Below are 12,711 nucleotides of genomic sequence, written 5' to 3'. Positions count from 1 at the left end.
GTGCAGGTCGCCGCGGATGCTCACGAGTACGACCTCCTCCGGTCCGGCGCGGGGACCTCGGCGCCGCGGTATTCCACCGGGATTCCGCCGAGCGGGTAGTCCTTGCGCTGGGGGTGCCCCTCCCAGTCGTCCGGCATCTCGATCCGGGTCAGCGCCGGGTGGCCGTCGAAGACGATTCCGAAGAAGTCGTACGTCTCGCGCTCGTGCCAGTCGTGCGTGGGGTAGACCTGAACCGTGGAGGGGATGTGCGGGTCGGCGTCGGGGCAGGAGACCTCCACCCGGATGCGCCGGTTGTGCGTGATGGAGCACAGGTGGTAGACGGCGTGCAGCTCCGCACCGGTCTCCTCGGGGTAGTGCACGCCCGAGACGCCCAGCGACAGCTCGAACCGCAGCGCGGCGTCGTCGCGCAGGTGCCGCATCACCTCGGTCAGGCGCTCGCGCCGAACGTGGAAGGTGATCTCACCGCGGTCGACGACCACGCGCTCGATGGCGTCGGCGAAGGCCGGCTCCAGCGCGTCGGCCACGTCGTCGAAGTACGACCCGTACGGCCGGCTGCTGGACAGCTTCGGCGGACGGCGGACGACGAGGCGGTTGTAACCGGAGGTGTCGCCGCTGTCCTTGACGCCGAACATGCCCTTGCGGGCGACGGGCTCCTCGGGCAGCCCGGGCAGGTTCTCGGTGGTCACTTCCCGGCCCCCTGGTCGATCAGCGGCAGCGTGCGCAGCGCCTGGAGCTCCAGCTCCTCGATCTGCTTCTCGCGGTGCGCGCCGAACTTCATGTTCTGGATCTTGTCGTGCAGCTTCACGATGGCGTCGATCAGCATCTCCGGGCGCGGCGGGCAGCCGGGCAGGTAGATGTCGACCGGCACCACGTGGTCCACGCCCTGCACGATGGCGTAGTTGTTGAACATGCCGCCGCTGGACGCGCACACGCCCATCGCGATGACCCACTTGGGCTCGGCCATCTGGTCGTAGATCTGGCGGAGGACCGGCGCCATCTTCTGCGACAGCCGGCCGGCCACGATCATCAGGTCCGCCTGCCGCGGCGACGCGGAGGCACGCTCCATGCCGAAACGAGCCAGGTCGTGCTTCGGGCCACCGGTGGCCATCAGCTCGATGGCGCAGCAGGCGAGGCCGAAGGTCGCAGGCCAGACGGAGTTCTTCCGGGCCCACCCGGCCACCTGCTCGACGGTGGTGAGGACGAACCCGCTCGGGAGTTTCTCTTCAAGACCCATGGCTAATCCCAATCGAGGCCGCGACGCCGCCACACATAGGCGTACGCCACGAGAACGGTGACGATGAACAGCACCATCTCGACGAGCCCGAACACGCCGAGTTTGTCGAAGGCCACCGCCCACGGATAGAGGAAGATGATCTCGATGTCGAACACGATGAACAGCATCGCGGTGATCATGTACTTCAGCGGGAAGCGGCCGCCGCCGACCGGCTGCGGAGTGGGCTCGATGCCGCACTCGTAGGCATCCAGTTTCGCGCGGTTCCAGCGCTTCGGCCCGGTGAAGGGCGCGATGCTCACGGAGAACACGGCGAATCCCGCCGCGAGGACCGCGAGCACCACGATCGGCACATACAGCTCCATGGCTACATGTCCTCGCTTACTCGGTGAATATTGGCGATCACGACAATGCCGGAGAGCGCGGCGGGCCGCATGGCCGTCTTCGGGGCCGGCGGCGATGTGCGCGTCGTCTCGTGGGTCTCGGTCATGCGGGTTCGCGTCATACGGGTTCGCGTCATGCTGGCTTCGGTCATGATGGCGGAGCCACCTTCGACAGGGCGTTGATTATCCGGTCGGAGACGTCGCCCCGCCGGTCTGTGAGATTAGCGAGCAACTTGAAGGCGAATCTCATCAGGGTGGGGTGCGGCATCCCGTGCCGGGTGGCGAAGCTCATCACTCCCGGCCTCCCGATCGCCTCGACGAACAGGCGACCGAGGGTGAAGTATCCCCCATGGGCGTCTTTGAGGATACGCGGATAGGCGAGTAATACGCGCTCACGCTGGGCGGGCGTCGGCCGGGACAGCGCCTGGACGATCACCTCGGCGGCGGTCCTGCCGGTCTCCATGGCGTACGCGATGCCCTCGCCGTTGAACGGGTTGATCGACCCGCCGGCGTCGCCCACCAGCACCAGCCCGCGGGTGTAGTGCGGCTGCCGGTTGAAGCCCATCGGCAGCGCCGCGCCCCTGATCGGGCCCGTCATGTTCTCCTCGGTGAAGCCCCACTCCTCGGGAGTGTTCTTCATCCAGCGCCGCAGCAGGTCGCGGTAGTCGATGTTCTTGAACGCCTCGCTGGTGTTCAGCAGGCCGAGACCGACGTTCGAGGTGCCGTCGCCGACGGGGAAGATCCAGCCGTAACCGGGGAGCAGCCGGTCGCCGTCCCACAGTTCGAGCCACGTCTCCAGGTAGTCGTCGTCGTGGCGGGGGCTCTTGTAGTAGGTGCGCACTGCCACGCCCATCGGGCGGTCCTCGCGCTTGTGCAGGCCCATCGCGAGCGACAGCCGGGTCGAGTTGCCGTCGGCCGCCACCACGAGCCGCGAGCGGTAGGACACCTCCTCGCCGTCCGCCTTGGCCGTCACGCCCACGACGTGGCCGCTGCGCTCGTCGAGCAGCGGGCCTGAAACGTTCACGCCCTCGCGCAGCCGTACGCCGGCGGCCTCGGCGTGCCTGGCGAGGATCTGGTCGAAGTCGGCGCGGGTGCGGACGAGGCCGAAGTCGGGGTAACTCGACAGCTCGGGCCAGTCGAGTTCGAGCCGCACGCCGCCGCCGTAGACGCGCAGCCCCTTGTTCCTGGCCCAGCCGGGCGCGTCGATGTCGACGCCCATGGCGACGAGTTCCTTGACCGCCCGCGGGGTCAGCCCGTCACCGCAGACCTTCTCGCGCGGGAAGCGCGTCTTCTCGAGAAGCAGCACGTCAAGACCGGCGCGGGCGAGATGGAAAGCCGTCGTCGCACCCGCGGGACCCGCACCGACGACGATGACGTCGGCGTCGACATCTCTCCGCGTCACGCGGGCTTGCTCGCTCACGGGGGACCTATCCGTTCCAGGGAAGGAAGGCCTCGAATTGGTTTAGACCTTCGTGCCTTTGTGAACAACTTCACAAACTGTCGCGCCGCAGTCTAACCCCTTCCCGGCGCCCAGCGTCAGAGGGGTATGGCCAAGCCCCCCTCATTACGCTTTGACCGCCCGATGCAGGGCCACGATGCCGAGCGTGAGGTTGCGCCAGGCCACCTTCCGCCAGCCGGCCTCCTGGATGATCGCCGCCAGCGCCTCCTGGCCGGGCCAGGCCTGGATCGACTCGGCGAGGTACTCGTAGGACTCGGGGTTCGAGCTGACCATGCGGGCCACCGGCGGCAGCAGCTTCATCAGATACTGCGAGTAGACCAGGTCGAACGACTTCGGCGTCGGCCGGGAGAACTCGCAGATCACCAGCCTGCCGCCCGGGCGGGTCACCCGCAGCATCTCGCCCAGCGCCTGCGCGGTGTCGGCCACGTTGCGCAGGCCGAAGGAGATCGTCACCGCGTCGAACGTCTCGTCGCGGAACGGCAGGCGCAGCGCGTCGCCCGCGACGAACGTCACCCCGCGCACGCCCCCGCCGTACAGGCCGGAGCCGCCGCGCCGCTCGACGCCGGTGCGGAGCATGCCCAGCGAGAAGTCGCACGCGATCGCCCGCGCCCCGAGCGCGGTGAACGCGTCGGTCGAGGTGCCGGTGCCCGCGGCGAGGTCGAGGACCAGCTCGCCGGGCCCGGCGTCGATCGCCGCCGCGGTGGCTTTCCGCCACAGGCGGTCCTGGCCGAGCGAGAGGACGTCGTTGACCAGGTCGTAGCGCCGGGCCGTGCGATCGAACATCGCGGCGACCTCGTGCGGCTGCTTGTCCAGCGATGCGCGCGTCATGCTCCAAAGCCTAGGCCGCGAAGGGCGTGACCCCTCACCGCCGCCACCGGATGAGCGGAACGTAGTTCATCGATTACGCTACGTCTGCTAGAAATTGAGGAATGCGCGTCACCACCGCACTGCTCCCAGTCGCATCGCTCGTCACCTGCGCCGCGGTCTTCCCCACCGTCCCGGCGTCCGCGGGGACGCCGCAGCCCCGCGTGGTCTCGGAGAACCCGGTCAACACCACCCCGCACGTGCTGGACGGCATCGTCAACGCGTTCGCACTGGTCGGCCGCACCGTCATCGTCGGCGGCGAGTTCACCAAGGTCCGCGAGGCCAAGGGCGGGGAGGACCTGCCGCGGGCCAACATCTTCGCGTTCGACCTCTACACCGGGCGCGTCCTGCGCGGCTTCGCGCCGGACCTCGACGGGCCGGTGGCCGCGCTGGCCGCCGGCCCGGACAACACGGTCTACGTGGGCGGCGGGTTCGGCGCTCCCGAACGGGCCCTGGTCCGCCTCCACGTGGCGGACGGCGATCCCGTCGAGGAGTTCTCCGCCCCCGCCTACGGCGGGAAGGTCACCAGCCTCGTACGGCTGGGCGACGCGCTCTACGTCGGCGGCGACTTCAGCAGGATCGGCCGCAGCCCGCGCACCGCGCTGGCCCGTGTGAACGCCGAGACCGGCGAGGTGGACCCCACGTTCACCGTCACGCCCGGCGACGGGCGCCGCGGCGATCCCCGGATCTACGCGATGGCGGCCGTCCGCGACCGCTTAGTGGTGGACGGCAGGTTCTCCACGCTCGACGGCCTGCGCCGCCCGCAGCTCGGCGTGATCGATCTCACGACCGGACGGGTGGCCGACTGGCGCACCGAGGCGTACGCCCCGGCGTGCAAGGCGGACTTCCCGTCGTACGTGCGGGGGCTCGACCTGTCTCCGGACGGGCGCTACTTCGTGGTCGTCACCACGGGCGGGCCGGCGCGCGGCACCACGAAGCTGTGCGACTCCGCCGCGAGGTTCGAGACGTACGCGAAGGGCGAGGCGATCCGTCCGACCTGGGTGAACCTGACCGGAGGGGACTCCCTCTACGCGGTCGCGGTCACGGGATCCGCCGTCTACGTGGGCGGACACCAACGCTGGCTGGACAACCCGAAGGGCGCCGACACGGCGGGCCCGGGGGCGGTCAGCAGGCCCGGCATCGGGGCCATCCACCCCGTCACGGGCAAGGCGCTGCGCTGGAACCCCACGCGGGAAAGGGGAATCGGGGTAAAGGCCTTCCTGACCGTAAAGACAGGTCTTTTGGTGGGAAGCGACACGACGGAGCTCGGGCATGAGTACCATGCCCGCGTCGGCATGTTCCCGGCGACCTAGTTCTTCCCCGTCTCCCGCCGTTTCGCGGCGATGCGCTCGCTCACCGCGTCGCGCTGTTTGGTCAGCAGCACGTAGCTGGCCAGGCCGCTGACCAGGACCGCGAGCAGGAGCAGAGGGAGCGACCGCAGGCCGACGAGATACAGGACGCCGAGGGCCACGGCGAACAGGCCGAGGCGCGAAAGGGTGTAAACGACAACCGGATGCACAGCGTCGAGGTTACGTCACTCTCACGACGCGCCGGTCTCTCTTCGCATCTGCTGCGGGCACTGCTAGTGTTCACAACAAGGCGCTTTTGTAAAGAAACACCCATGAGCGCCCCAAAGAGGCTCTATCATATAACAATCGGGCACTGAGCCGGTAACAACCCGTGATCTTCTCCGAAAACCACGGATAAATCAGGCTTCGCTCGGCACACTGGTTACCTGTCCGCCCGCTGCAGGACGCGGGACGCGAGGGGGAGAGATTGTGGAGAGTAGCAGCGAGCGACTGCTGACTCCTGGAGAGGTTGCCGCTCTCTTCAGGGTCGACCCGAAGACCGTGACCCGTTGGGCCGCGGCCGGGCGCATCAGCAGCATCCGTACCCCCGGGGGGCACAGGCGGTTCCGTGAATCGGAAGTGCACGCCCTCCTTCGTGGTGAGGACGTCCTCACGGCCGAACGGCCGAACGGCGACTCCCCGCGAGTCTGACGCAGTACCAGCACCAGGTGATCCTGCGCGCTACCCGGACGCCGCAGGGTCACCGGAGTCAGCCCCATGTCGAGTCTGCGTCCCGGCTTGTCCTGCTCCCTTGCCGGGATCGTCAGTCCTGCTCCGCCTTGAAGGCCAGGAACGCCTGCTCAAGCGCCTCGTCACCCTCACGCCAGCGGCGTCGCCGCTCGGCGTCCTCTTCTTCGGTGATCGACTCCGCCAGCCAGCGTTCGTAGTCCGGCTCTCCCGGCGCGACCTCGACGTACGCGTTGCCGATGAGGCGCCCGTCATCGGTGGTGAGCGACCTGGGCACGCGCAGCGTGCCGTCCCCGAGCCGGATCACGTACATCCGAATCACCTAGATTCCGTAACGCCGGTTGAAGAAGAGCATGACGTTGAGGGCGGTCCTCGTGTCGCCCCCCAGCATGTCGACAAGGGCCGGACGCTGCCGGGACGCGATCGCCGCGAACGCGTCGGCGAAGAACTCCTTGCGCCCCAGGCCGCCGGGCTGCCGGTGGAACGACGACGCGAACAGCGGCAGGCACTCCTCGTAGAGCGCCACGAACTCGGGAGAGTCCGAGACCCACTCTCCCGGACCGGAGTCCACGTCGTCCAGCGCATGTCCGACTTCGTGCATCATCACGTCGGGCGTGGGCGACGGCCGGTCCCCCACCACGATCTTGCGGTCGCCGTACGCGCCGGCGCAGATGTCCCAGGTGGCCCGTCCCGACGGCAGCGGCGCGCCGCGCAGGTAGCCCATGTCGTCCAGGTCGGGCACCCCGCCGCGTCCGACGTAGATGCCTTCGAGCCCGATGGCGAGCTTGGTCTTGAGCTGCTCGGGCAGGCGCGCCAGGCTGTCCACGGCCCGTACGGCGTCGGCCGAGGGCGGCCCTTCGGCCGCGTCCCACTCGCGGTGCAGGATGCGCTCAAGCGGCCCGCAGTGCCGCCTGCCGTCCCGCAGGTCCGGCGCGTCGGGAGGGTGGGGCGCGGCCCGCGTCGGGAGGTCGTCGAGCTCGAAGTCCTGCCAGACGTACTGCGGCCGGTCGTCCGCCACCGGCGCCGTCACGGTGCCGACCCGCTCGACCGGACGCTCCGGCGGCCAGCCGGGCCAGTCGGGCCAGTCGGCGCCCCACGCGGTGTCTCGCTGGGCCTCCCACGGCGTCTCCCGCTGTGTCTCCCGCTGTGTCTCCCACGGGGCCTCCCACGGGGCGCGGCGGGCCTGGGGCCACTCCGCCGTACGGTCGGCGGCTCGGTCGGCGGCTCGGTCGGCGGGGCGTTCCGGAAGGTCACCACGGCGGTGGGAGGACCAGTAGGGCCCCCGCTGCCACCACCGCGACCCCCGCCGGTGGCGGCCCCTGTCGCCCGGCTCCGCCATCGCACCCCTCTGTCAGGCTCCGCGTTCCCGGCATGCCGTGTACCGGTCCACCGTACGATGCCGGGCTGTCCTCGTCACCCCAAAGGCCGACACGATCAGTCGCCGGTATGGCTTACCGTGTGGGCATGCCTAGCGTGATTATCGGCCTGGCGCTGCTTGCCCTCTGGCTTTACTGCCTGTTCGACGTGATCACGACCCCCGAGGAGGACGTCCGCAACCTCCCCAAGTTCATGTGGGTCCTCATCGTGGTCTTCCTGGCGGATGTCGGCGCGCTGACCTGGCTCCTCGTGGGCCGCCCCCGTGCCCGCTACGCCATGTACGCGGCCGGCGGAGGCCAGTGGGAGCGGCCCCACAGCGGCGAGGCGCCCCGCGGCCCCGACGACGACCCCGAGTTCCTGCGCAGCCTTGAGCGGCGCCTGCGCGACGAGGACTGAGTCCCCCTCCCCCAGACGCCGCTCCTCCCCCGGGCGCCGCCCGTCTCAGTTGGGCACGTCGGCGTAGGAGTGCAGTCCCGAGAAGAAGATGTTCACGCCGATGAGGTTGAACAGCAGGCAGCCGAAGGCGACCAGCGAGACGATCATCGCGGCCTTGCCGCGCCACCCGGCCGTCGCCCGGGCGTGGAGGTAGGCGGCGTAGACGACCCACGTGACGAACGCCCACACCTCCTTGGGGTCCCAGCCCCAGTAGCGGCCCCAGGCCCGGTCGGCCCACAGCGCGCCGGCGATGACGGCGAAGGTCCAGATCGGGAACGAGATGACGATCGCGCGGTGCGCGACGCGCTCCAGGCTCTCCCTGCTCGGCAGCACCGACGGCCGCCCGTCCCTGCGGATCAGGTAGAGGATCGCGCAGACGCCCGCCAGGATGAACAGCCCGCTGGCCACGATCGCCGCCGTGACGTGGATCGCGATCCAGTACGAGTGCAGCGCGGGCATCACCGGACCCGCCTGGACGTGCAGGAACAGCACCGCGAAGCCCAGCCCGAGCGCCGAGGTCACGGTCACGAACGCGCCGAGGAAGCGGATCGGCTGGCGGATCAGCAGCACGAGGAACGCGGTGACGGCGGCGAAGCAGATGGCCACCACGAACTCGTACATGTTGGCCCACGGCCAGCGGTCGACGGCGATGCCGCGGGTGAGGATGCCGGCGAGGTGGCCGGCCCACGCGATCCAGGTGAGGACCACGGCGAACGATCCCGCGCGGACCGCCCACGCGGCCGGCTGCGGGCCCGCCGCCTCCGTCGTCTCCTCGGGCAGGGCGGGGCCGCCCGCGCCGACGAGCTGACGCCGGCGTTCGGCCACGACCGTACGGGTCCGGCCGAAGGCGAGATCCAGCGCGAAGCAGATCATCGCGCCGAGATACAGCAGGACGGTGACCAGGATGAGCTGGTCGCTCAGCGTGGCCAGACTCTCATTGACATCGGCGGGCATCACTCACTCCTCGTCCGGGCGGGCGCCCGGCGCAGCGTTTCCGGTGGGCGCGTCCGGCGCGACGTGCCCGGTGCCTGCGGGCTCGTCCGGCTCGCCGCCCCGGTCACCGGTGGACGGATCACCACCCTGGTCATGGGCGGGCTGGTCGCCGCGCAGGGCGGTGACGATCTGGGCGAACTCCTCGGCGAAGGCCGCGCCGCCGCCTTCGGTGCGGGTCAGTCCTCCGACCGTGACCTTGCCGTCCTTCACCCGCACCCAGACGCGGCGGCGGCGGATCGTGAGGGACAGCACGAGCCCGATCACCGCGGCGGCGGCCGCGAGCAGGGCGGGCTCCCGGCCCGGGTCGTAGGTGATCTGGAGGCTGATCCACTCCTTGACGCCGGTGAACTGGATCTTCCCGGCACCGTCGGCGAGCTCCTTGGTCTCGCCCACGTTGAGCGGGGTCGGCTGGGCCGACATCGTGCCGAGCGGCTTCAGGTTCGTGGTGTCGAGCTGATACACCGACTGTGGCTGCCCCGACTTCAGGCCGAGGTCGCCGCCGAACGGGAAGATCTGCACCGTGGGGTTGGCGGCGCCGGGGAAGACCGACACCCAGGCGTTGCCGTTCGGCACGGTCGTGGGCAGGAAGCGCACCAGGAACCCGAGCTGGGTCGGCTGGGCGTCCGGCACCTTGATCACGCACTCGGACGTGTACGTGGCCTGGTCGTCGGCCAGGCACGGCACCGGGCCGTCGTAGGCCACCTGGCCCTTGCCGTCGGTCACCCGGAACGTGGGGGCGTAGCCGTGCCCGATCAGGTAGGTCAGCGTGCCGTACACGTCCAGGGGGTCGTTGACCTTGAGGTCCACGTCACGCGGGCGGGACGTCGGCGAGTCCTGCACGCTCAGCTTGGCGAGGTAGTCGAGCGGCTGGCCCTGCTTCTCCCCGGCGGCCACGTAGCTCGCCTGGAAGTCCTTGAGGGTGAAGGAGAACGGCTCCAGCGACTCGGCGGTGACCCGGCTGCCGGGCATGAAACGGTCGTAGGCCGCGACGGCGTTGGAGAAGCCGTCGCCCTCCACGACCAGCACGTTGCCGCGGTAGCCGAACAGGCCTCCGGCGCCGATGGCGAACAGCAGCGCGAGCAGCGCGACGTGGAACAGGAGGTTGCCGGTCTCGCGGAGGTAGCCCTTCTCCGCCGACACCCAGCCGTCGCCGGTGACCACCCGGAAGCGCCTGCGCCGGAGCGCGGCGGCGGCCTGCTCCAGGGTGAGCCCGCCCTCGAACGCCTCGCTGTGCGGCAGGCGCAGGAGGTTGCGCGGCGCGGCGGGCGGACGGCGCCGGATCTCCTTGAGATGCGTCAGCGCGCGCGGGAACACGCAGCCGGCCAGCGAGATGAACAGCAGCAGGTAGATCGCGGCGAACCAGGGCGAGCTGAAGACGTCGAACAGCCAGAACCGGTCGAGCCACTTGGCCTGGGTCGGGTTGTCCTTGAAATACTCCGCGACCCTGCTCGGGTCGACGCCGCGCTGCGGATAGATGGACCCGGGCACCGAGCCGAGCGCGAACAGGAACAGCAGGATCAGGGCCGTGCGCATCGAGGTGAGCGTGCGCCAGGCCCAGCGCATCCAGCCGACGGGGCCCAGGCCGGCGGGCCTGGCCCGCTCCCGCGTCTCCTTCTGCCGGGCCTCCACCGCGGTCTCGTCGTGCACGGTCTCGTCGTGCACGGTCTCGTCGTGCACGGTCTCGTCGTGCACGGTCTCGTCGTGCACGGTCTCGTCGCGTACGGTCTCGTCGTGCACGGCGGAGGCGAGGTCGTCGGGGGCGCTCATCAGATCACCGGCCTGAAGCCGCCGACCCACACCTGCAGGTGGGCGATGATCTCCGACCACTGCCCGGTCACGAGCAGCACACCGACGGCCACGAGCATCGCACCGCCCACCTTGGTGATCAGCGGGGTGTGGCGGCGGACCGCCTTGAACGTGTGGAGCGCCTTGCGGTAGGCCAGCCCCGCCACCACGAACGGCAGGCCGAGGCCCAGGGCGTACGCGAAGGCGAGGGCGGCGCCGCGCAGCGCGCTGCCCTGGTTCACCGAGAGCGTCATCACCACCGCCAGCGTCGGGCCGATGCACGGCGTCCAGCCGAGGCCGAAGACGACCCCGAGCAGCGGGGCCGTCGCGATCCCGGCCGCGGGCAGCCGATGGATGCGCACGTCACGCTGGAGGCCGGGAACGATCCCCACGAAGGCCAGCCCGAGGACGATCGTCACCACGCCGAGGACCCTGGTGATCACGTCGGCGTTGCCGTGCAGCGCCGCGCCGAGGCTGCCGAACAGCGCGCCTCCGAGCACGAACACGGCCGCGAACCCGAGCACGAAGAGCGCGCTGCCGAGCACCATCCGGCTCCGCTTCGGGTCGCCGCTCATGCCCGTGACGTACGACAGGTAGCCGGGCACCAGCGGCAGCACGCACGGCGAGACGAACGACACGAGCCCGGCCGCCGCCGCGATCGGCGCGGCCAGCAGCAGCGACCCGGTCGCGACCGTGCTGCCGATGTCACTCATCGGTCACCTTGGTGACGGCCTTGAGCAGGTCGTCGTACTTGACCGCACCGAGCGCGCGGGCGGCGATGCGGCCCTGCGCGTCGATGATCAACGTGGAGGGGATGGCGGCGGGCGGCACCGTGCCCTGGAACTGCAGCAGCACCTTGCCGCTCTGGTCGTAGATGCTCGGATAGCCGGGCTCGACCGAGCGGTCGTACGCCTGGGCGGACGCCTTGAGGTCCTTGAAGTTGACGCCGAGGAAATCCACGCCCTTGGACTTGGTGCTCGCCGCGATGTCCTTGAGCACGGGGGCCTCGGCGCGGCAGGGTGCGCACCAGGAGGCCCAGAAGTTCAGCACGTGGACCTTGCCCGCGGTCAGCGTGGCGGTGCCGCCGTCGAGGGTCTGCCCCTCGATCACGGGCGCCTTGTGACGCTGCGCGGCGTCGAAGAACTCGACGCGGCCGTCCCCCGGGATGAAGCGCGTGTCGCCGGAGCGGGGCTGGGCGGCCTGGCCGCCCGCGCACCCGGCGAGGGCCGTCGCCGCCACGGCCGCGGCGACGAGCGCCGTCAGGCGCTTGGCGGTGGCGCGGCCGGCGGTCACGCTGTTGGCTGGCAGGCGCTTGGCGGACACGGGAGGAGGATCTCCTTGTACTACAACCGGTAGAGCTGTAAGCCTACCGAGCGCCACGGGTGCCTCGTTCTCCGGGTCACACACCGGGGACGGATCGCGATCCGGGGGTCTCCTCGTCCTCCGAGCCCGCCTGAAGGGCCTCGGGAAGCACCTCGTCGGCCTTGTCGAACAGCGCCGCCTCGCCCTGCGGCGGCGCACCGGCCCGCAGCAGCGCCCCGGCGGGCTCGCTGTAGCCGACGCTCATGAGCCGGTCGCCCTCGAAGGTCAGGCTGGTGAGGCTGGCGAGCGCGCACTGACGGCGGCGGGGGTCGTGCCACAGCCGCCTGCCCTCGGCCGCCAGCCGGATGATCCAGATGGGCAGCTGGTGGCTGACGAGCAGTGCCTCGTGGCCGCGCGCCGCCGCCCGCGCGTCGTCGATGACCGCCTTCATGCGCGCCACGACCTCGGTGTACGGCTCGCCCCACGACGGACGGAACGGGTTCCTGAAGTGGCGGTAGGAGCGAAGGTCGCGGAAGACGTTGTCGCTCCCGGCCATCCGCAGGCCCTCGAAGACGTTGCCCGCCTCGATCAGCCGCTCGTCGATCGCCACCTCCAGGCCCAGGGCCCGGGCGGACGGCGCCGCGGTCTCCTGGGCGCGCTCCATGGGCGAGCTCCACAGCGCGACGATGTCCCTGCCCTCGACGGCCTTGGCGACCACCTCGGCCATCCTGCGGCCGGTCTCGGACAGGTGGTAGCCGGGCAGCCTGCCGTACAGGACCCCACGGGGATTGTGAACCTCACCGTGCCGGAGCAGGTGAACGATGGTCATCTCTGTCATGACCTGGA

Annotated in this window: 16 protein-coding genes and 1 pseudogene; 3 read left to right on the top strand and 14 right to left on the bottom strand. The window is 70.3% G+C overall.

Annotated features, from left to right (window positions below; all coding sequences use genetic code 11):
* Window positions 1-20: 20 nt before the first annotated feature.
* The 6 genes from OHB01_RS13470 to OHB01_RS13445 all read right to left on the bottom strand — a co-directional run bounded on the left by OHB01_RS13470 (window position 21) and on the right by OHB01_RS13445 (window position 3,901).
* Window positions 21-686, bottom strand: a complete 666-nt coding sequence (locus tag OHB01_RS13470; RefSeq protein ID WP_142647961.1) for an NADH-quinone oxidoreductase subunit C — start codon at window positions 684-686, stop codon at window positions 21-23.
* Entirely contained in the window at window positions 683-1,234 is a 552-nt protein-coding gene (locus tag OHB01_RS13465) for a NuoB/complex I 20 kDa subunit family protein (protein ID WP_079315518.1), read from the bottom strand. Before OHB01_RS13465 ends, OHB01_RS13470 begins: the two co-directional genes overlap by 4 nt.
* Window positions 1,235-1,236: 2 nt before the next feature.
* The gene (locus OHB01_RS13460; protein ID WP_079315519.1) at window positions 1,237-1,596 is read right to left on the bottom strand and encodes an NADH-quinone oxidoreductase subunit A; all 360 of its coding nucleotides are present in this window, start codon (window positions 1,594-1,596) and stop codon (window positions 1,237-1,239) included.
* A 2-nt stretch (window positions 1,597-1,598) separates the two neighbouring features.
* Window positions 1,599-1,766 carry a hypothetical protein gene (locus tag OHB01_RS13455; protein ID WP_187280604.1) on the bottom strand — a complete coding sequence of 56 codons (168 nt, stop codon included), beginning with the start codon at window positions 1,764-1,766 and terminating at the stop codon, window positions 1,599-1,601.
* Window positions 1,763-3,016, bottom strand: coding sequence for a geranylgeranyl reductase family protein (locus OHB01_RS13450; RefSeq protein ID WP_328855448.1), 1,254 nt, complete (start codon window positions 3,014-3,016; stop codon window positions 1,763-1,765). The genes OHB01_RS13455 and OHB01_RS13450 overlap by 4 nt, the downstream gene beginning before the upstream one ends.
* Before the next feature lie 162 nt (window positions 3,017-3,178).
* Window positions 3,179-3,901 carry a demethylmenaquinone methyltransferase gene (locus tag OHB01_RS13445; protein WP_142647959.1) on the bottom strand — a complete coding sequence of 241 codons (723 nt, stop codon included), beginning with the start codon at window positions 3,899-3,901 and terminating at the stop codon, window positions 3,179-3,181.
* A 101-nt stretch (window positions 3,902-4,002) separates the two neighbouring features.
* Here OHB01_RS13445 and OHB01_RS13440 point away from each other — a divergent pair, with 101 nt between their 5' ends.
* The gene (locus OHB01_RS13440) at window positions 4,003-5,250 is read left to right on the top strand and encodes a delta-60 repeat domain-containing protein (protein ID WP_142647958.1); all 1,248 of its coding nucleotides are present in this window, start codon (window positions 4,003-4,005) and stop codon (window positions 5,248-5,250) included.
* On the opposite strand, the gene OHB01_RS13435 is transcribed toward OHB01_RS13440, so the two are convergent.
* Window positions 5,247-5,456, bottom strand: coding sequence for a DUF4229 domain-containing protein (locus OHB01_RS13435; protein WP_142647957.1), 210 nt, complete (start codon window positions 5,454-5,456; stop codon window positions 5,247-5,249). The genes OHB01_RS13440 and OHB01_RS13435 overlap by 4 nt on opposite strands.
* 259 nt (window positions 5,457-5,715) lie before the next feature.
* Between OHB01_RS13435 and OHB01_RS13430 the strand changes: the two genes are divergently transcribed.
* On the top strand, window positions 5,716-5,937 hold the full coding sequence (locus OHB01_RS13430; RefSeq protein ID WP_079315524.1) for a BldC family transcriptional regulator: 222 nt from the start codon (window positions 5,716-5,718) through the stop codon (window positions 5,935-5,937).
* A 112-nt stretch (window positions 5,938-6,049) separates the two neighbouring features.
* Here the strand turns inward: OHB01_RS13430 and OHB01_RS13425 are convergent, their stop codons facing one another.
* A complete protein-coding gene (locus OHB01_RS13425) occupies window positions 6,050-6,286 on the bottom strand; it encodes a hypothetical protein (RefSeq protein ID WP_142647956.1) in 237 nt (78 codons plus the stop codon).
* Between the two features lie 9 nt (window positions 6,287-6,295).
* Window positions 6,296-7,312 (bottom strand): hypothetical protein, encoded by a 1,017-nt coding sequence (locus tag OHB01_RS13420; RefSeq protein WP_168065950.1) that lies wholly within the window; start codon window positions 7,310-7,312, stop codon window positions 6,296-6,298.
* A 125-nt stretch (window positions 7,313-7,437) separates the two neighbouring features.
* Here OHB01_RS13420 and OHB01_RS13415 point away from each other — a divergent pair, with 125 nt between their 5' ends.
* Window positions 7,438-7,746 carry a PLD nuclease N-terminal domain-containing protein gene (locus OHB01_RS13415; protein WP_168065948.1) on the top strand — a complete coding sequence of 103 codons (309 nt, stop codon included), beginning with the start codon at window positions 7,438-7,440 and terminating at the stop codon, window positions 7,744-7,746.
* Window positions 7,747-7,791: 45 nt separating this feature from the next.
* Here the strand turns inward: OHB01_RS13415 and ccsA are convergent, their stop codons facing one another.
* The 5 genes and pseudogenes from ccsA to OHB01_RS13390 all read right to left on the bottom strand — a co-directional run.
* Window positions 7,792-8,739, bottom strand: coding sequence for a cytochrome c biogenesis protein CcsA (gene ccsA / locus OHB01_RS13410; protein WP_142647954.1), 948 nt, complete (start codon window positions 8,737-8,739; stop codon window positions 7,792-7,794).
* Between the two features lie 3 nt (window positions 8,740-8,742).
* Window positions 8,743-10,545, bottom strand: coding sequence for a cytochrome c biogenesis protein ResB (gene resB, locus OHB01_RS13405; RefSeq protein WP_328855447.1), 1,803 nt, complete (start codon window positions 10,543-10,545; stop codon window positions 8,743-8,745).
* Complete coding sequence (locus OHB01_RS13400; RefSeq protein ID WP_142616239.1) at window positions 10,545-11,276, bottom strand: cytochrome c biogenesis CcdA family protein; 732 nt, start codon at window positions 11,274-11,276, stop codon at window positions 10,545-10,547. The genes resB and OHB01_RS13400 overlap by 1 nt, the downstream gene beginning before the upstream one ends.
* Entirely contained in the window at window positions 11,269-11,886 is a 618-nt protein-coding gene (locus tag OHB01_RS13395; protein ID WP_328708554.1) for a TlpA disulfide reductase family protein, read from the bottom strand. Before OHB01_RS13395 ends, OHB01_RS13400 begins: the two co-directional genes overlap by 8 nt.
* A gap of 214 nt (window positions 11,887-12,100) precedes the next feature.
* Window positions 12,101-12,703: pseudogene (locus OHB01_RS13390) on the bottom strand (histidine phosphatase family protein); the annotation flags it as partial.
* Window positions 12,704-12,711 lie beyond the last annotated feature (8 nt).

It is taken from the genome of Microbispora hainanensis (assembly GCF_036186745.1).
Taxonomy (GTDB): domain Bacteria; phylum Actinomycetota; class Actinomycetes; order Streptosporangiales; family Streptosporangiaceae; genus Microbispora.
Note: the sequence above shows the minus strand (reverse complement) of the source record. Positions and strands in the feature narration are given on the sequence as shown.

Bases quoted from the DNA above. Each gene is read 5' to 3' on its own strand.
- OHB01_RS13420 (WP_168065950.1), bottom strand. From the start codon at position 7,312: ATGGCGGAGCCGGGCGACAGGGGCCGCCACCGGCGGGGGTCGCGGTGG.
- OHB01_RS13400 (WP_142616239.1), bottom strand. From the start codon at position 11,276: ATGAGTGACATCGGCAGCACGGTCGCGACCGGGTCGCTGCTGCTGGCC.
- ccsA (WP_142647954.1), bottom strand. From the start codon at position 8,739: ATGCCCGCCGATGTCAATGAGAGTCTGGCCACGCTGAGCGACCAGCTC.
- OHB01_RS13445 (WP_142647959.1), bottom strand. From the start codon at position 3,901: ATGACGCGCGCATCGCTGGACAAGCAGCCGCACGAGGTCGCCGCGATG.
- OHB01_RS13455 (WP_187280604.1), bottom strand. From the start codon at position 1,766: ATGACCGAAGCCAGCATGACGCGAACCCGTATGACGCGAACCCGCATG.
- OHB01_RS13465 (WP_079315518.1), bottom strand. From the start codon at position 1,234: ATGGGTCTTGAAGAGAAACTCCCGAGCGGGTTCGTCCTCACCACCGTC.
- OHB01_RS13425 (WP_142647956.1), bottom strand. From the start codon at position 6,286: ATGTACGTGATCCGGCTCGGGGACGGCACGCTGCGCGTGCCCAGGTCG.
- OHB01_RS13460 (WP_079315519.1), bottom strand. From the start codon at position 1,596: ATGGAGCTGTATGTGCCGATCGTGGTGCTCGCGGTCCTCGCGGCGGGA.
- OHB01_RS13440 (WP_142647958.1), top strand. From the start codon at position 4,003: ATGCGCGTCACCACCGCACTGCTCCCAGTCGCATCGCTCGTCACCTGC.
- OHB01_RS13415 (WP_168065948.1), top strand. From the start codon at position 7,438: ATGCCTAGCGTGATTATCGGCCTGGCGCTGCTTGCCCTCTGGCTTTAC.
- resB (WP_328855447.1), bottom strand. From the start codon at position 10,545: ATGAGCGCCCCCGACGACCTCGCCTCCGCCGTGCACGACGAGACCGTA.